The organism is Streptomyces sp. SM11, from assembly GCF_002910905.1.
Classification (GTDB): domain Bacteria; phylum Actinomycetota; class Actinomycetes; order Streptomycetales; family Streptomycetaceae; genus Streptomyces.
The window spans coordinates 53,102-69,809 of the sequence record NZ_NEUE01000118.1; the positions used below are offsets into that span (position 1 = coordinate 53,102).

Genomic DNA, 16,708 nt, shown 5'->3' on the forward strand with positions numbered 1-16,708 from the left:
GCACCGGGGGCCCGTCGCGGCGGTCCCGGCGAGCAGGCCGCGCCGGGCGACAGGGAGCGGGGGTGGCTTCCGGGCATGCGGTTCGCGGTCGCTGTTCACGGCTGTCACGGTCTCGGATTTCACCGACGTACGGCTTAGGTTGGCGCTGCGCACGGACGACGTACTGAAGGACGTACTGAGGGACGACGTACGGACCGGCGGTGTACCGACCGGCGACCTACCGACCGACGACCACGGAGGTGTTCTCGATGCGGATCGCCACAACGATCTTCCTCACCGACGAGACGGTGACCCCGGTCAGGCTCGCCCGCGAGCTGGAGCAGCGGGGGTTCGCCGGGCTGTATCTGCCCGAGCACACGCACATCCCGGTGAGCCGCCGTACGCCGTACCCGATGGGCGGTGAGCTGCCCCGCGAGTACGGCCGCACGCTGGACCCCTTCGTCGCCCTCGGCCAGGCCGCCGCCGTCACCGAACGCCTCACGCTGGGCACCGGCATCACGCTGGTCGCCCAGCACGACCCGATCGGCCTGGCCAAGCAGGCGGCCACCCTGGACCACCTCTCCGGCGGCCGGTTCACCCTCGGCGTCGGCTACGGCTGGAACGTCGAGGAGGCGGCCGACCACGGAGTGGAGTGGTCGACGCGCCGGGACCTGGGGCGGGACAGGATGGCCCTGATGCGGGCCCTGTGGGCGGACGAGCCGACCGGATACGAGGGCGAGTTCGGCTCCGTACAGGCGAGCGAGGCGCACCCCAAGCCGGCCCGGCGGCCCCGCGGCCCGGTCAACGGCCCGCGCACCCTGATCGGCGGCGGGGCCGGCCCGAAACTGTTCGCGCACATCGCGGAGTACGCGGACGGCTGGCTGCCCATCGGCGGCGGGGGACTCACCGGGTCCCTGCCGAAACTGCGGGCGGCCTGGGAGGAGGCGGGGCGCGACCCGAAGGGCCTCCAGGTGGTGCCCTACGCCGTCCTGCCCAGCCCCGGGAAGCTCGCCCACTACGCGGAGCTGGGCATCGAGGAGGTCGTGCTCCAGCTGCCCCCGGCGGACGAAGCGGAGGTCCTGCGGACGCTGGACGCGTACGCCGCGTACCTCTGAGGAGGGGTGCCCGGCCCCTGTGAGAAGGGTCGCCCGGACCCGCGCGCGGGCCCGCAGGTGCAACCGGGCACGTCCACAGGGCATCCTTACTCACCGGGATCGCATTCGCGGGCCCGGTCGGCAGGCACATCGCCGCGCGGACCGGAGCCCGCCCGGGTGGGGAGTGGAATGAACAGGCCGTTGCGGCACATAGCCATCTTCTGCGGGCTGCTGGTGCTGGCCCTGCTGCTGCGGGCGAACTGGCTCCAGCACGTCGACCGCCAGGAGCTGGCCCAGCACGAGAACAACGCCCGGGTGCGGTTCGAACGGTTCTCCACCCCGCGCGGCGACATCATCGTCGGCGGCAAGGCGATCACCGGGTCGAAGGAGACCGAGAGCCGCGACTACGCGTTCCGCCGGACCTACAAGGACGGTCCGATGTACGCGCCCGTCACCGGGTACGCCTCCCAGTCCCGGGGCACCTCGCTGCTGGAGCGGACCTACGACAGCGTCCTCAGCGGCCAGGACGACCGCTTCGCCTTCCGGCACGCCAAGGACGTCCTGATGGGGGAGGACCGGCGCGGCGGCGACGTGATCACCACGATCGACGCCAAGGCGCAGAAGGCGGCCTACAAGGGTCTGACGGATCTGGGCGCCCGGGGCGCGGTGGTCGCCCTGGACCCGCGCACCGGCAAGGTGCTGTCCCTGGTCTCCACGCCCTCGTACAACCCCGAGGTCTTCGCCGGGATCTCGTTCAAGGAGAGCGACCGCTTCACGGCGCTGGAGAAGAAGAAGGGCAAGCCGCTGGCCAACCGCCCGCTGCGCGAGACCTACCCGCCCGGCTCCACCTTCAAGATCCTCACGGCCGCGGCGGCGCTGGAGCACGGCGTGGTCACCGACGTGGACGCCCGGACGGACGCGGTCTCGCCCTACCCGCTGCCGCTCTCCACGAACAAGATCGGCAGCGAGGCGGGTGACGAGGTCTGCGACAAGGCGTCCATGAAGACCGCCATGCAGTACTCCTGCAACAACGTCTTCCTCGACGCGGCGTCCGAACTGGGCGAGGACCGGATGCGGGAGACGGCGGAGAAGTTCGGCTTCAACGAGGACGTCTACTCGGACGATTTCGGCGACATGCTCGCTACGAAGAGCCTCTACCCGCCGAAGCTCGACAAGCCCGGCACGGCCCTCACCGGCATGGGCCAGGGCAGCCTCACCAGCACCCCGATGCAGATGGCGATGGTCACGGCCGCCCTCGCCAACGACGGCAAGCTGATGCAGCCCTACATCGTCGACGAGCTGCGCGGCCCGGACCTCTCCACGCTGGAGAAGAACGAGCCGGCGGAGCTGAGCCAGGCCGTCTCGCCCGAGACGGCGAAGAAGGTCCAGGAGATGATGGAGCACACCGCGAAGGAGGGCAGCGCCCAGCGCGCCCTGATCGACGGTGTCACGGTCGGCGGCAAGACGGGCACCGCCCAGCGCGGCGTGGACGTCCGCGACGAGGTCCCGTACGGCTGGTTCGTCAGCTACGGCAAGAAGGACGACGGCCGCTCGGTCGCCGTCGCCGTGTTCATCGACCCGACGGACATGGACATCTCCCGCTCCGACATCTCCGGCGGCCGGCTCGGCGCCCCGATCGCGAAGAGCGTGATGCAGGCGGTGCTGGGCGACTGAGGGAACCCCGGGGGCGTCCGGACCGGGGAGCGGCGCGGCGGCTTTCGCCTTGGGGCTGACTCTGTCGGCAGGTGCCGGTCAGGTTCCCAGCGCTCGCCAGGACTGGACGTACATGTCCCGGTGGGAGGTGATCGCGGCGTTGGGTACGGCCGCGAGTATGCCGGGCGGCAGGGCCTACGCCTGGGTGGGGGAGGTGCCGCTGAAGCAGCGCCTGTCACTTGGCCCTGGGCGGCGCTGCGGGCGGCGGATGGTCGGCGATCTGCTGCTCGGTCCCGCCAGGCGCTCGAAGACGACCTCCGTACCCGGGGCGGTTCAGTTCACCGGCGAACTGCCTGCGGAAGCCGCTCAGCGCCGCTGGCGCAGAACCCGGTAGCCGTTCCAGACCAGCATGCAGAACGGGACGCCGCCGAGAAGAACGGCGGAGAGCGCGATCATCACGTTCTGGAAGCGCACACCGCCGGCGTCGGAGGAGTCGGCTTCGCCGACGACCCGCCCGTCCCGCACGAGATTGCAGGTCGATCCGGACGAAGGATCACAGCTCGGATCAATGTCGGAGAACAGAGTCAGCCCGAAGTAGGCCACCGCTGCCGACACGACCACGCCCACCGACCAGGCGAAGACGAGCGACACCTGCCGCAGTCTCCGCCGACCACTCAACATGGGGCCGAGTACCCGTACAGCCTGCTGGACGACAACCAGGGCGGGAAGAACGAGCAGGGGGCGCCAGTCCATGAACGCCAGCGCTGCCGGAGCCCCGAGGAGTGCGGCGACCAGACCGGCACAACCCAGATCTTCCTTGAACTTCTGGGTCCTCGTCCTGGTGCCCGGGGGCTCGTCCCGACTGCCGTGACCGGCAGCTCCGTTCCTGAACTCTCCCATACGCCCCCACCTCATCGGTGTTCCGCGTTCCCGCCCTTCGACTCTAGGGGGGCTGCGGGCGAGCCGAAAGACGGGCCTTGGTCCAAGGCCGGGTAGTCGACGTTCTCGGAGGGGTCACGCAAGTGGGACTGAGCACCATGGTGTTGCGCGTAGAGGCCGGGGCCTGGCTTGTGGAAGAGGCCGCTGGCGGCCCGGCGGTTCAGGTGTCCGTAGATGGTCTCCAGGGTGATATCGCCGAAGTGGGCAGCGATTTCGCGGCGAACCAGCGGCGGGAATGGGTCTTCGAGGCCGCTGAGAGCCTGTTCTCAACCCAGGGTTGTGGCGGAGGTCGTCGTCGCGATGGAATCACTGCATCAGTTGGCGACTGACGTGCTGCGGGGGCTCGTGAGTGCTCGTGCCGTTCACTGGTGAAGGGGCTCACATGCTGGACCCGCATTGGGTGTTCGTCAGCGCGGTGCTTGGCCTGGTGGGGAGTGCCCGGTATGCCTTCGCGACAGTGAGGGGAACGGCGCGTCCGAATATGGTGACGTGGTCGCTGTGGGCCGCTGTGCCTCTGATCGGATTCTTCGCGCAGCTCGATGCCGGAGTCGGCTTGCCGGCCGTGCAGACGCTGGCGGCGGGTGCCGGGCCGTTCGTGGTCGTAGCGTGTGGACTGCTGTCCAGGCACAACTTGGTACGGCTCGGTACCTTCGACAAGGTCTGCGCGGTTGTTGCGGCCACCGCGCTCGTTGTGTGGCTGGTGCTGGACCAAGCCCCGCTCGCGGTGGTGTGCGCTGTTGTAGCTGACGCTGCCGCGGCCTTGCCGACGCTCGTGAAAGCCTGGCGCGATCCGTATTCGGAGAATCTACCGTTCTATGTGCTGGTCGGTGTCGGTGCTGCGGTGACGCTCATGACGATCACTTCGTGGGCGCCGGAGTCCTGGGTGTTCGCGGCCTATGTGTTCTCCATGTGCGCTGTGCTTGGCGGAACGGTGTACACCCGGAGGCGGCTTCTCAAGCAGCCAGGGCCCGGTCCAGAAGAGCTGCCCGCTCAGCGGCGGGACGGGATGAACCGCTCCGGGTTCGGTGGAGAGCTCAGTTGATGGTTATGACCTGGGGCTTTGTGAGTCTCACCGGGCAGGCGTCGGTGGCAGTACCGGTCGACCCACTCGGCGGTGGCCAGCTCGGCGCGTCTCGCGGGAGCCGATGCAGAACTTGTCGGTGACCGCCTGCAGAGCGGCCGGCTCGTTCGGGTGGTCGTCAAGCACCTCGGCGACCACGCGCACCACGCGACGGCGGAGCTCAAGCGGGTGACGGGAAGGTCGTGCCATGACCCGGTCTTCTCCTGGAACCGAGTCTCTATCCGATCCTCCTGCCCCGCCCTCGCGCTCGCTGTGGTTCAGGCGACACTGATCTTCACCATCACCATCACCCTGATCGCTGTGCCGCTGCGACATCGGACGCGAGTTCGGCCTCGGCCCGGCGGACCCGGTGCTGGTCAACGCCGCGTACGGGCTGCGTTTCAGCGGACTGCTCCTGCCCGCCGGCACTTCCCTCATCTTCTCCGGAGCGGCCGTCCTGTCCACGGCGGAGGTACCCCCGTACAGGACCGGCCTGGCAGGCGGCGCCATGAACACCGCCATGGGACTCGGCCCCACCGTCGGCCTTGCTGCACTTATGTCCGTCGCCGCAGCACAAACCGACACGGTCACCGGCTACGCCTGGGCCTTCTCCACCGCCGCCAGCCGTCTACCTGGCCGCCGCACTCGCCGCACTCGTGCTGGACCGCCGCAGCACCCTCACCACGACATGCGATCCTTCATGGCTGACCGTTCGCAGGTTCAGCCGCAGACCGTCTTCCCGGAGGAGTCGACGCGTGTGACCGCGCCCCGCTCGAACTCCTCGGTGTACGGATTCGCGCACTTGCTCCCCACCTGGTGCTACTTCCTCTGGAACCTCAGGTCCCAGTCTCAAGGCGTCCACGATCAGGGGGAAGCTTCCCAGGTCGCTCTCCCCGTCCCGGGCACAGGCCGGTTCTGCTCGGCCGGAGGCCGGAACTCCACGGCAAACGCGGTTGCCGTACCAGGGGGTGTCTGACCATTCCCGTCTGCCGCGCGACGCCACGCACGCACTCTCGCCGCACCGACCCCGGACCCGAGTACCTCCCGTACGAGGGCCTGGGGCCGGCACGCCGAGAGCACGCACCTGACGCCGCGCGGCCGCCCTGCGGGCGACGACGGGAAGGCTCAGACGCCCCCTAGCGCACCGCCCGCAGTGCCCTCGGCCGCGCCGCCCGAGGCTCCTCGCCCCCGGCCGGATCCGCAGGGAGGGCCAGCCCCACCAGCTCCGTCAGCGCGTCGACGCGGAAGTCCGCCCTCTCCACCACGTCCGGATGGTCCGCCCACCAGTGCCCGTACGGCCCCCGTCGCAGATGCGCCGTTCGCATCCCCGCCGCCGCGGCCGGGAACAGGTCGTCGGCCGGGTGGTCGCCGACGTACAGCGTCGTTTCCGGGGCCGTGCCCGCCACCTCGGCCACCCGCGCGAAGAACTCCGGGTCCGGCTTCCGGGCGCCCCACTCGTCCGAGGTGACCACCAGGTCGGCGGGCAGATCCAGCGCCCGCAGCAGCTCCCCGGCCCGGACCGTGCCGTTCCCCGCCACCACGACCCGGATGCCCGCGGCCCGCAGCTCGCCCAGCGCGGGCCGGACGTCCTGGTAGAGGTCCGACTCGTCGAGGTGTTCTCCGCGGCCGGCGGCGGCCCGCGCGCGATACGCCTCCTCGACGTCCATGTCGGGCCGCAGGATCCGCAGCGCGTCCGTGGCCTCGCGGCCCTGGGCGACGGCCGCGCCCACCAGCGCACTGAGCGTGTGCGGCGGTACGCCGAGCCAGTTGGCCCAGGACGCCCAGTGCCGGTCGTCGCGTACGAGGGTTTCGCCGATGTCGAGGACGATCGTTTCCATCACCGTTCCGACACTAAGCGTGAGGGCACCGTCGGCGGGCTCTCATCCGGGTGAGTCGGCCCGCACGAGTGACACGAGCACGCCGCGACCGGCGAATCCGGGACCGAGGCCCTGGTCCGGCGCGCGGGCCTCGCTCGTATGCTCGGTTCATGACCGATCCTCAGAGCGGACGCCCCACCTCCAACGCGATGCGGCGCGCGCTCAAACGTGCCCGTGACGGTGTCGCCCTCGACGTGAACGAGGCCGCCGTCCTGCTCCAGGCGCGCGGCGACGATCTGACGGATCTCGCGGCGTCGGCCGCCCGCGTCCGGGACGCGGGCCTGGCGGCGGCGGGCCGGCCGGGCGTGATCACGTACTCGCGCAAGGTCTTCATCCCGCTCACCCGCCTCTGCCGTGACAAGTGCCACTACTGCACCTTCGTCACCGTCCCCGGCAAGCTCCGCCGGGCCGGTCACGGCATGTTCCTCTCGCCCGACGAGGTGCTGGCCATCGCCCGCGAGGGTGCGGCGATGGGCTGCAAGGAAGCGCTGTTCACGCTGGGGGACCGCCCCGAGGACCGGTGGCCCGAGGCGCGGGAGTGGCTGGAGGCGGAGGGGTACGACGACACGCTCGCGTACGTACGCGCCATGGCGATCCGGGTCCTGGAGGAGACCGGCCTGCTGCCCCACCTCAACCCGGGTGTGATGACCTGGACCGACCTCCAGCGGCTGAAGCCCGTCGCGCCCTCCATGGGGATGATGCTGGAGACGACGGCGACCCGCCTGTGGTCCGAGCCGGGTGGCCCGCACCACGGCTCCCCGGACAAGGAGCCGGCCGTACGGCTGCGCGTCCTCGAAGACGCGGGCCGCTCCAACGTCCCCTTCACCACGGGCATCCTGATCGGGATCGGCGAGTCGTACGAGGAGCGCGCCGACTCCCTCTTCGAGCTGCGGAAGACGGCCCGCGCCTACCACGGCATCCAGGAAGTCATCGTGCAGAACTTCCGCGCCAAGCCGGACACGGCGATGCGCGGGATGCCCGACGCCGAGCTGGAGGAGCTGGCCGCCGCCATCGCGGTCGCCCGCCACATCCTCGGCCCGTCCGCCCGGATCCAGGCCCCGCCGAACCTGGTGGACGCCGAGTACGCGCTCCTCATCGGCGCGGGCATCGACGACTGGGGCGGGGTCTCGCCGCTCACGCCCGACCACGTCAACCCCGAGCGCCCCTGGCCTCACATCGACGAACTGGCGGAGCGGACAGCCGAGTCGGGCTTCACGCTCCGCGAACGCCTCACCATCTACCCGGAGTTCATCCAGCGCGGCGAGCCGTGGCTCGACCCCCGCCTCCTCCCGCACGTCCGCGCGCTGGCCGACCCGGAGACGGGCCTCGCCCGCGAGGAGGCGATCCCCGCCGGCCTGCCCTGGCAGGAGCCGGACGAGGGCTTCACCTCCTCCGGCCGCACCGACCTCCACACCACCATCGACACCGAGGGCCGCACCGGCGACCGCCGTAACGACTTCGACGAGGTGTACGGGGACTGGGAGGCGCTCCGCGAGGCGGCGGCCCCCGGCATGGTCCCGTCCCGTATCGACGCCGACGTACGCCAGGCCCTGAGCCAGGCCGCCGACGACCCGACGAAGCTCACCGACGACCAGGCCCTCGCCCTGCTCCACGCGGACGGCCCGGCGCTGGACGAACTGTGCCGGATCGCGGACGCGCTGCGCCGGGACGTGGTCGGCGACGACGTCACGTACATCGTCACGCGGAACATCAACTTCACCAACGTCTGCTACACCGGCTGCCGCTTCTGCGCCTTCGCCCAGCGCCGCACCGACGCCGACGCCTACACCCTCTCCCTGGACCAGGTCGCGGACCGGGCGGCGCAGGCGTGGGACGTCGGCGCGGTCGAGGTCTGCATGCAGGGCGGCATCCACCCGGACCTGCCGGGCACGGCGTACTTCGACATCGCGCGGGCGGTGAAGGAGCGCGTCCCCGGCATGCACGTCCACGCCTTCTCGCCCATGGAGGTCGTCAACGGCGCGACCCGTACGGGGATGTCGATCCGCGACTGGCTGGCCGCCGCCAAGGAGGCCGGGCTGGACTCGATCCCCGGCACGGCGGCGGAGATCCTGGACGACGAGGTCCGCTGGGTCCTCACCAAGGGCAAACTGCCCACGGCCACCTGGCTGGAGGTCATCAGGACGGCGCACGAGGTGGGCCTGCGCTCGTCCTCGACGATGATGTACGGGCATGTCGACCAGCCCCGCCACTGGCTCGGCCACTTCCGCACGCTCTCCCGACTCCAGCAGGAGACCGGCGGGTTGACGGAGTTCGTCACCCTCCCCTTCATCCACACCAACGCCCCGGTCTACCTGGCCGGCATCGCCCGCCCCGGCCCGACGGACCGCGACAACAGGGCCGTCACCGCCATGGCGAGGCTGCTGCTCCACCCGCACATCACCAACATCCAGACGAGCTGGGTGAAGCTCGGCACGGAGGGCGCGGCGGAGATGCTCCGCTCGGGCGCGAACGACCTGGGCGGCACCCTGATGGAGGAGACCATCTCCCGGATGGCGGGGTCGGGTTACGGCTCGTACCGCTCCATCCAGGGCCTGGAGGCCATCGCCGAACTCGCGGGCCGCCCGTCCCGCCCCCGCACGACGCTGTACGGGGAGGTCCCGGCCGAACGCGTCGCGGCGGCCACGGCCTCGGACGGCCACCTGCCGGAACTGCTGCCGGTGCTGCCCGGCTGAGGGAGGGGGCGGGGGAGGGGTGCGGGGCGGGTGGTGCAGGCGCCCGACGAGGGGGCGAAGCGGCCGGTGGCGAGCTTCCTGGCACACAAGCCGGCGACTTCCGGCCTCCTCCAGGGCTGACGGGGGCTGGCGGGCGACGGAGCCGACAGGGCTGACGGGGCTAACGGAGCGGGATGTCGGCCCCGAGTTCGTCGGCGGGCCGAGGGCCGTGGACGCGTCGGTCGGCCTCGGCGATGGCGACATCGTTGATGCTCGCCTCGCGCCGCCGCATCAGGCCGCGCTCGTCGAACTCCCACAGCTCGTTGCCGTAACTGCGCCACCACTGGTCTTCCGCGTCGCGCCATTCGTACTGGAAACGGACGGCGATGCGGTCCCCGTCGAATGCCCACAGGCTCTTGCGCAGCGCGTAGTCCCGTTCGCGCTCCCACTTGCGGGCCAGAAAGGCGACGATCTCCTCGCGGCCGTGGACGAACACGTCCCGGTTCCGCCAGACGGAGTCCGGCGTGTAGGCGAGGGCCACCCGCCGGGGATCACGGGTGTTCCACGCGTCCTCCGCTGCCTGGACCTTCTGCCGGGCCGTCTCCCGGGTGAACGGCGGGTGGGGCGGGCGGTCTTCCTGCACGGTGGCCTCCTCGTGTTGAGAACGAGCGTTCTCCGTCTGGGAGGGTCTAAGGTAGGGAACGATCGTTCTCAACGTCAAGGAGCCCCCGATGCCGGCCCCGATCACCGAGGAGCAGAACCGCCTGGACCGCGAGGCGTTGCTCGACGCGGCGGAGCGGCTCTTCTACGAGCGCGGCATCCGGGCCGTCGGGATGGACGCGGTCCGGGAGGCGTCCGGTCTGCCGCTGAAGCGCATCTACCGGTTCTTCGCGGCGAAGGAAGACCTGGTGGTGGCGGTGCTCCGGCGTCGCGACCGGCGGTGGAGGGGAGACCTGGCCGCCTGTGTGGAGCGGGCCCCGGACCCCCGCGAACGCGTACTCGCGGTCTTCGACTGGCTCGCCGGGTGGTTCGCGGAGCCGGGCTTCCGGGGGTGCGCCTGGATCAACGCCCACGGTGAACTCGGCGCCTCGTCCGGCCCTGTCCTGGCCGAAGTCCGGTCGCACAAGAAGGCGTTCCATGATCAGCTCGCGACGTGGGTCCGTGCGGCGGGGGCGCCGGCGGCCGTCGAGCCGGTCTTCCTGCTTGCCGAAGGGGCCATCGTGGCGGCCGGTGTCAGCGGTGAAGCGGCCCCGGCCCGCCATGCGCGCGAAGCCGTGGCGAGGCTGCTCGACAAGCCGTGACCGCGCGGGCGTACGCGGCCAGGAGTCGGGCCGCCAGGGCGTAAGCGGCCGAGGGCCGGACCGTCCGGGCGCACGCGATCCGAGCCGGGCCGCCCGGGTGTGCGTCGCCGTCGGGCGCGATGTCGTCGCGACGGCAAGAGAAGTAGTGACCGTGTACGGACAATCATGGGTTCTTCCTCCAGACTGCGACAGGCGCCCCACGCCGAGGCGAGCAGCCGCCTCGGCCGCCAGTCCCGCGAGGAGAACCAGCCAGCATGCGCACTCCGCCTTCTCCGGCCGCCCGCACCGCGAGCCCGGCCGCCCGGGGCCGCACCTCCCGAGCCGTCGCCGTCCTTGCCGCCGCAGCCTTGCTTGTCCTGGTCCCCGCGTCCACGGCCCATGCCGACCCACCGCGTAACCTCCCCCAGAACGCCGGAGGTTACGAGCAGTCCTTCTCGCCCGCCTTCGACTACGACGGCGACGGCTGCTACGCCACCCCCGCCATCGGCCCCGACGGCACCCTCGCGACCGGGCTGAAGACGACCGGCGCGATCAACGGCAGCTGCCGGGACCGGTGGGACCTGGACAACTCCCAGACGTACGCCCGCTCGAAGTGCAACAACGGCTGGTGCGGCATCGTCTACGCCAGCTACTTCGAGAAGGACCAGGCCGTCCACGGCAGTGGGCTCGGCGGCCACCGCCACGACTTCGAGCACGTGATCTCCTGGGTCAACCAGGGCTCCAACCAGGTGGATTACGTCTCGACGACGCAGCACAGCACCGTCAGGACCTACCCGCGCTCGCAGGTGCGGTTCGACGGCTCACACCCCAAGGCCGTTTACCACAAGGATGGTTGGAGCACGCACTTCTTCCGCCTCGCCAACGGCAACGACGAGCCGCCGGAGAACCACTACGGCAACTGGCGCTACCCGCCGGTCGTCGACTGGAACGGCTTCCCCAGCACGGAGTTGCGCGACAGGCTCATGAACGCCGACTTCGGTTCCGCGACCATCAAGGTCACCGACAAGGACGACCGCTTCCGCAACCTTCTCAACAGCTCCAAGCCCGCCGGAATCCCGTTCGACCCCTGGGCCTGAAGGTCCCTCGCCCCTCGCAGCCCGGCCCCTGGACCCCGGGCTGCGAGGGGGGCTACGCCAGAGGAAAGGCGCGCCGGTAGTCGCTCGGCGACACCCCGACCTGCTTGAGGAAGTGGTGGCGGAGGTTGTTCGCGGTGCCGAGGCCGCTCAGTTCCCCGATCCTGGCGATCGGCAGGTCCGTCGATTCCAGCAGGCTCTGGGCCCGCCGCAGCCGCTGGTTGAGCAGCCATTGCAGCGGAGTCATCCCGGTGGCCGCCTGGAGCCGCCGGTAGAGGGTGCGCGGGCTCATCGTGGCCTGCTGGGCCAGGTCGTCGACCGTCAGCGGCTGGTCGAGGTGCGCCCGGGCCCAGTCCAGTACGGGCGCCAGGCCCCTGTCGTCGGTGACCGGCATGGGCTGGTCGATGAACTGTGCCTGGCCGCCGGGGCGGTGGGCCGGTACCACCATGCGGCGGGCCAGTTGGTTGGCTACGTGCGCGCCGAGGTCGCGGCGTACGAGGTGGAGGCAGAGGTCGAGTCCGGCGGTCAGCCCCGCGCTGGTGAGGACGTCGCCGTCGTCCACGTACAGCACCGAGTCGTCGACCCGCACCTTCGGGTAACGGTCGGCTAGTTGAGCGGTGTGCATCCAGTGGGCCGTGGCGCGGCGGCCGTCGAGGATGCCTGCCTCGGCGAGGGCGAAGGCGCCCGTGCACAAGGAGACCATGCGGGCGCCGGCGTCATGGGCGAGGCGCAGCGCGGCGATCAACTCCGGTTCCAGCGGCTGCCCTTCGTCGACGCAGGGGTCGGGTACCGAGGGCACGATGACCGTGTCGGCACCGACGAGATCGGCGAGGCCGTAACGGGTGCGCAGGGACAGACCGGTGGCGTCGGCGGGCGTGTCCGGGCCGGGCTCCCGCATGCTGCACAGCCGCAGGTCGTACCAGGGGGCCGCCAGATCGGGCTGCGGCTTCCCGAAGACCGTGCAGGGGAGGCTCAGTTCGTACAGGTCCCAGGAGGGGAACTCGATTTCCTCGGTCACGATCAGGGCGACGGAACCAGCGCTCATGCCGCTCAGCGTATGGCAGGAATTTGGTGGTCGCCGTCACGGCTGTCACTTCTCCCGCCCTTCCTGTGCTGCGAGCGTGGTGCGTACGTGATCAACCGGCCCAGGCGTGGGCAGACGTACAGGGAGTTGTTGAGGCATGGGTACCGAGCGTTCGGCCGTGACGGTCATCGGGCTGGGGCAGATGGGATCGGCGCTGGCCGCCACCTTGCTGGAGCGGGGCCACCCGACCACCGTGTGGAACCGTTCGGCGCAGAAGGCGCAGCCGTTGGCCGAGCGGGGTGCCCGGCAGGCCGCGACGCCCGGGGAGGCCGTCGCGGCGAGCTCGCTGATCATCGTGTGCGTACTGGACTACGACGCGCTGCACGCCACCCTCGACCCCGTCGCGGACTCCCTGGCGGGCAAGTCCCTGGTCAACCTCACCTCCGGGTCCCCCGAGCAGGCCCAGGAGGCCGCCGCGTGGGCCCGCTCGCACGCCGCCGACTACCTCGACGGCGCGATCCTGACCACTCCGCCGGGGGTCGGCAGCCCCGAGACGATGTTCCTCTACAGCGGATCGCGGACCGTCCTCGAAACCCACCGTCCGGCCCTGGAGGCCCTCGGCGACCCCCTGCATCTGGGTGCCGAGCCGGGCCTGGCCTCCCTCTACGACGCCGCGCTGCTCGGCCTGATGTGGTCCACCATGACCGGCTGGCTGCACGGCACCGCCCTGGTCGGCGCGGAGAAGATCGAGGCCACGGCCTTCACTCCGGTCGCGATCCGCTGGCTGAGCGCCGTGACCGGGTTCCTGACCACGTACGCCTCCCAGGTCGACGCCGGTCGCTATCCGGGCGACGACGCCACCGTCGACGTACAGATCGCGACCATCGACCACCTCCTGCACGCCGCGGCGGCCCGGGGCATCGACAACGCCCTGCCCGAACTCCTCAAGGCCACCATGGAACGCACCCGGGACGCGGGCCACGGCTCCGACAGCTACGCGAGCGTCATCGAAGTCCTGAGGAAGGAGGCGGCCGGCGCATGACCACGATCCCGTCAGCCGCCACAGTTCCCGCTCCGGCCACGCCTTCTGATAAAAGGCGAGATCGGGGGGCAGTTGAGTAGGTGCGAAGGCCCGTACCCCCGCCCGGTGAGGACGGGGCACGGGCCCTGCGGTGTACGGCGGTGGGGTCAGTGCTCGGCCGCGAACTCCACGAAGGCCGCCCAGGCGGGGGCGGCGATGAGGAGTGCAGGGCCGGTGCGGGTTTTGCTGTCGCGTACGGGGACGAGGCCGGGGTAGCCGTCCGCCACCTCGATGCAGTTGTTCGCGCCCCCGTCGCTGTAGCTGGACTTGCGCCAGGTGGCGGTGGAGAGGTCGGGGGTAGCGGGAGTGGTCACAGGTTCCCCTTCCGTACGTCGTCGATGAAGGCCGCCCAGGCGGGGGCGGTGATCATGAGGGCGGGGCCGGTGGGGGTTTTGCTGTCGCGTACGGGGACGTGGCCGGGGTAGCCGTCCGCCACCTCGATGCAGTTGTTGACGCCGCCGTCGCTGTAGCTCGACTTGCGCCAGGTCGCGGTGGAGAGGTCGGGCGTGCGCTTCATGATCCTCTGAACTCCTTCAGGACACCCCTGATGAACGCGATGGAGTCGGGCGGGGGCAACGCCCGATCCCGTGCTCGATCGTAGGACAGCCGGGAGCGCGTGACGTCCGCCGGATCTTCCCTCAACTCGGAGCATTGATTGCCTTCCGTGTAGGCAACGGCGCTTCCGTCCTCCTGCCACATGAGCATGAGCGAACCGTCCATCAGGTGGTGAGCCCCGGCTGAGAATGGCAGCACCTGAAGCGTGACCATCGGCAGCTCCGCGATCTTGATCAGATGCTCCAACTGGGCTTCCCACACCTTCGCGTCACCCACCGGACGGCGCAACCCGTATTCGTCCATGATGATGCGGATGGACGGGGCCGGGTTGCGGTAAAGCACCTGCTGACGGCCCAATCGAGCTATGACCTGCTCTTCGACGGACTCGGCTTCGCTCCCCGTTTCCTGGGCGTCGGACAACAGCGCACGCGCCACGTCCTCGGTCTGGAGCAGTCCTGGGATGCCCGGCGAGAACAGGTGGATGATGCGCGCCGTGAGCTCCAGCCTCAGGACCTCCTTGTACTTGTCCTTGAAGACGCCCCACCGCGCCACCTTCCACAGCTCGACCAGCAGCCCGCCCGTGTCGTAGAACCGGTCCAGGTCCTCCATCACCGCTAGCTTCGAGAGCCGTTTCCCCGCCTCCAGGCGTGACAGGTAGCTCTTGTCGTAGCGCGACTTCTCGGCGAGCTGGCCGAGCGACAGCCCCGCCTTCTGCCTTAGCCTTGATCCACCGACGTGATGTCTGTGGATGACTCTTCCGGAAACGAGGAAGTGCCTTGTGACCTGTGATGATGGGAGTTCTTCAGGCTTCCAGCACGCACGATCGGCAAGGCACTTCCGAGATGCAAGTTTCCCATACGCCGGCGGCGGTCTCCGCTGCGTTCGATGATCCGAATCTGGTCGCGCTGGCCGGGCTGGTTCCGGTGATGCGGCTGGCCGAGCGGTGTGGTCTTTCGCGTCTGGTGGCCCAGAAGGTGAGGCTGACCGGGACAGCGAACGGCGCGGGGGCCGCGGCGGGTGCCAAGGTCAGCAGCATCGTGGCCGGCATGGCGGCGGGGGCGGACAGTATCGACGACCTCCACGTGCTGCGGCACGGTGCGATGCCGGCCCTGTTCCGGGGGATCCGCGCGCCGTCCACGCTGGGCACGTTCCTCCGCGCGTTCACCCACGGCCACGCACTCCAACTCCACGCCGTCCACCGCAGGTTCCTCGCCGGTCTGGCCGCCCACACCCCCCTGCTGCCCGGCTCCGGCACGACGGCGTTCATCGACGTCGACTCCACCCACAAACGGGTCTACGGCCGGGCCAAGCAGGGCGCCGAGTACGGCCGGTTCAAGGGCATCCGCACCATGCACCCCCTGCTCGCCACGATCTGCACCCCACAGTCGCGCCCGGTGATCGCCGCAGTACGGATGCGCCGCGGCAAGGCAGCCGATTCCCGTGGAGCCCCGAAATTCGTCAGCGAGGCACTCGCCACCGCCGCCGAGGCGGGCTGCACCGGCACCCGGATCCTGCGAGCGGACTCGCAGTTCTACAACGGCGGGGTGATCGCCGCCTGCCGCCGGGCCGGAGCCCGCTTTTCGATCACCTGCGGGATGAACCCCTCCATCAAACGGGCCGTCCTGGGCATTCCCGACGGGGCATGGCAGCAGATCACCTACCCCACCGCGGTGCCCGACCCGGAGACCGGCGAACTCATCTCCAACGCCGAAGTCGCCGAGATACCCGCCTACACCGCGTTCACCGGCCGCAAGAAGAGCGAACGGGTCACCGCCCGGCTGATCGTGCGCCGGGTCCGTGACCTGGCCAAACCCGCCGTTGTGGGCGAACAGGGCGAGTTGTTTCCCGTCTGGCGCTACCACCCGTTCTTCACCGACCAGCCCGCCCCGACGCTCCAGGCCGAGCAGGAACACCGTCACCACGCCGTCATCGAGCAGGTCATCGCCGACAGCAAAGCCGGGGCTCTGGCCCACCTTCCGTCCGGAAACTTCAACGCCAACGCCGCCTGGCTCACGCTGTGGGCGATGACCTACAACCTGCTGCGGGCCGCCGGCGCGCTGGCCTCCACGTTCCACGCCAGGGCCACCACCACCACGATCCGCACCCACCTCGTCCACGTTCCGGCCCGGATCGCCCGCTCAGCACGGCGCATCACCCTGCACCTGCCACGCAACTGGCCCTGGCAGCACGCCTGGACACACCTGCTCGACACCGCCCACGGGCCACCCGGCTGACACGAACAGCCCCCGTCCACCCGCCCGCAAGGGCCCGACCGGAACCACACCGTGGAAAAGCTGGGCAAACCAGCGGATACAACCTGCCCATACCCAGCCACCGACCCGAACCGGCCCAGAAACCGATCAGAAGATCACACTCAAACCACTTCGGTGGATCAAGGCT

Annotated in this window: 16 protein-coding genes and 1 pseudogene; 9 read left to right on the forward strand and 8 right to left on the reverse strand. The window is 70.3% G+C overall.

The features are described 5' to 3' along the window. Positions 1-248: 248 nt before the first annotated feature. Complete coding sequence (locus tag B9S58_RS08760; protein WP_103531562.1) at positions 249-1,094, forward strand: LLM class F420-dependent oxidoreductase; 846 nt, start codon at positions 249-251, stop codon at positions 1,092-1,094. Positions 1,095-1,262: 168 nt separating this feature from the next. Then, the gene (locus B9S58_RS08765) at positions 1,263-2,747 is read left to right on the forward strand and encodes a penicillin-binding protein 2 (RefSeq protein WP_103531544.1); all 1,485 of its coding nucleotides are present in this window, start codon (positions 1,263-1,265) and stop codon (positions 2,745-2,747) included. A 345-nt stretch (positions 2,748-3,092) separates the two neighbouring features. Here B9S58_RS08765 and B9S58_RS37455 read toward each other — a convergent pair whose 3' ends face one another. Then, positions 3,093-3,626 carry a hypothetical protein gene (locus B9S58_RS37455; RefSeq protein WP_146063483.1) on the reverse strand — a complete coding sequence of 178 codons (534 nt, stop codon included), beginning with the start codon at positions 3,624-3,626 and terminating at the stop codon, positions 3,093-3,095. 122 nt (positions 3,627-3,748) lie between these two features. Here B9S58_RS37455 and B9S58_RS37460 point away from each other — a divergent pair, with 122 nt between their 5' ends. Together B9S58_RS37460 and B9S58_RS08775 are read left to right on the forward strand one after the other, a co-directional pair. Beyond that, positions 3,749-3,994: a hypothetical protein gene (locus B9S58_RS37460; protein ID WP_146063484.1), complete on the forward strand. Its 246-nt coding sequence runs from the start codon at positions 3,749-3,751 to the stop codon at positions 3,992-3,994. 53 nt (positions 3,995-4,047) lie between these two features. Next, complete coding sequence (locus tag B9S58_RS08775; RefSeq protein WP_258044245.1) at positions 4,048-4,707, forward strand: hypothetical protein; 660 nt, start codon at positions 4,048-4,050, stop codon at positions 4,705-4,707. A 1,154-nt stretch (positions 4,708-5,861) separates the two neighbouring features. On the opposite strand, the gene B9S58_RS08790 is transcribed toward B9S58_RS08775, so the two are convergent. Then, a complete protein-coding gene (locus B9S58_RS08790) occupies positions 5,862-6,563 on the reverse strand; it encodes an HAD family hydrolase (RefSeq protein ID WP_103531547.1) in 702 nt (233 codons plus the stop codon). A 149-nt stretch (positions 6,564-6,712) separates the two neighbouring features. Here B9S58_RS08790 and B9S58_RS08795 point away from each other — a divergent pair, with 149 nt between their 5' ends. Next, complete coding sequence (locus B9S58_RS08795) at positions 6,713-9,295, forward strand: bifunctional FO biosynthesis protein CofGH (RefSeq protein ID WP_103531548.1); 2,583 nt, start codon at positions 6,713-6,715, stop codon at positions 9,293-9,295. 160 nt (positions 9,296-9,455) lie between these two features. Here B9S58_RS08795 and B9S58_RS08800 read toward each other — a convergent pair whose 3' ends face one another. After that, the gene (locus B9S58_RS08800; RefSeq protein WP_103531549.1) at positions 9,456-9,917 is read right to left on the reverse strand and encodes a nuclear transport factor 2 family protein; all 462 of its coding nucleotides are present in this window, start codon (positions 9,915-9,917) and stop codon (positions 9,456-9,458) included. A gap of 88 nt (positions 9,918-10,005) precedes the next feature. On the opposite strand from B9S58_RS08800, the gene B9S58_RS08805 reads away from it, so the two are divergent. Together B9S58_RS08805 and B9S58_RS08810 are read left to right on the forward strand one after the other, a co-directional pair. Next, a complete protein-coding gene (locus tag B9S58_RS08805) occupies positions 10,006-10,575 on the forward strand; it encodes a TetR/AcrR family transcriptional regulator (protein WP_103531550.1) in 570 nt (189 codons plus the stop codon). Positions 10,576-10,829: 254 nt separating this feature from the next. Then, entirely contained in the window at positions 10,830-11,651 is an 822-nt protein-coding gene (locus B9S58_RS08810) for an NPP1 family protein (RefSeq protein ID WP_103531551.1), read from the forward strand. 52 nt (positions 11,652-11,703) lie between these two features. Here the strand turns inward: B9S58_RS08810 and B9S58_RS08815 are convergent, their stop codons facing one another. Next, positions 11,704-12,693 carry a GlxA family transcriptional regulator gene (locus B9S58_RS08815; protein WP_181009239.1) on the reverse strand — a complete coding sequence of 330 codons (990 nt, stop codon included), beginning with the start codon at positions 12,691-12,693 and terminating at the stop codon, positions 11,704-11,706. Positions 12,694-12,829: 136 nt separating this feature from the next. Here B9S58_RS08815 and B9S58_RS08820 point away from each other — a divergent pair, with 136 nt between their 5' ends. Continuing rightward, positions 12,830-13,714, forward strand: a complete 885-nt coding sequence (locus tag B9S58_RS08820; protein WP_103531552.1) for an NAD(P)-dependent oxidoreductase — start codon at positions 12,830-12,832, stop codon at positions 13,712-13,714. A 146-nt stretch (positions 13,715-13,860) separates the two neighbouring features. On the opposite strand, the gene B9S58_RS08825 is transcribed toward B9S58_RS08820, so the two are convergent. The 4 genes and pseudogenes from B9S58_RS08825 to B9S58_RS39930 form a co-directional block, all read right to left on the reverse strand. Continuing rightward, complete coding sequence (locus tag B9S58_RS08825) at positions 13,861-14,067, reverse strand: DUF397 domain-containing protein (protein WP_103531553.1); 207 nt, start codon at positions 14,065-14,067, stop codon at positions 13,861-13,863. Continuing rightward, complete coding sequence (locus tag B9S58_RS08830) at positions 14,064-14,270, reverse strand: DUF397 domain-containing protein (protein WP_103531554.1); 207 nt, start codon at positions 14,268-14,270, stop codon at positions 14,064-14,066. Before B9S58_RS08830 ends, B9S58_RS08825 begins: the two co-directional genes overlap by 4 nt. Beyond that, a complete protein-coding gene (locus B9S58_RS08835; RefSeq protein WP_258044246.1) occupies positions 14,267-14,917 on the reverse strand; it encodes a DUF5753 domain-containing protein in 651 nt (216 codons plus the stop codon). The genes B9S58_RS08830 and B9S58_RS08835 overlap by 4 nt, the downstream gene beginning before the upstream one ends. 9 nt (positions 14,918-14,926) lie before the next feature. After that, positions 14,927-15,058: pseudogene (locus tag B9S58_RS39930) on the reverse strand (helix-turn-helix domain-containing protein); the annotation flags it as partial. Positions 15,059-15,150: 92 nt separating this feature from the next. Between B9S58_RS39930 and B9S58_RS08840 the strand changes: the two are divergent. After that, positions 15,151-16,542, forward strand: coding sequence for an IS1380 family transposase (locus B9S58_RS08840; RefSeq protein ID WP_103531556.1), 1,392 nt, complete (start codon positions 15,151-15,153; stop codon positions 16,540-16,542). The last annotated feature ends 166 nt before the right edge of the window (positions 16,543-16,708 follow it).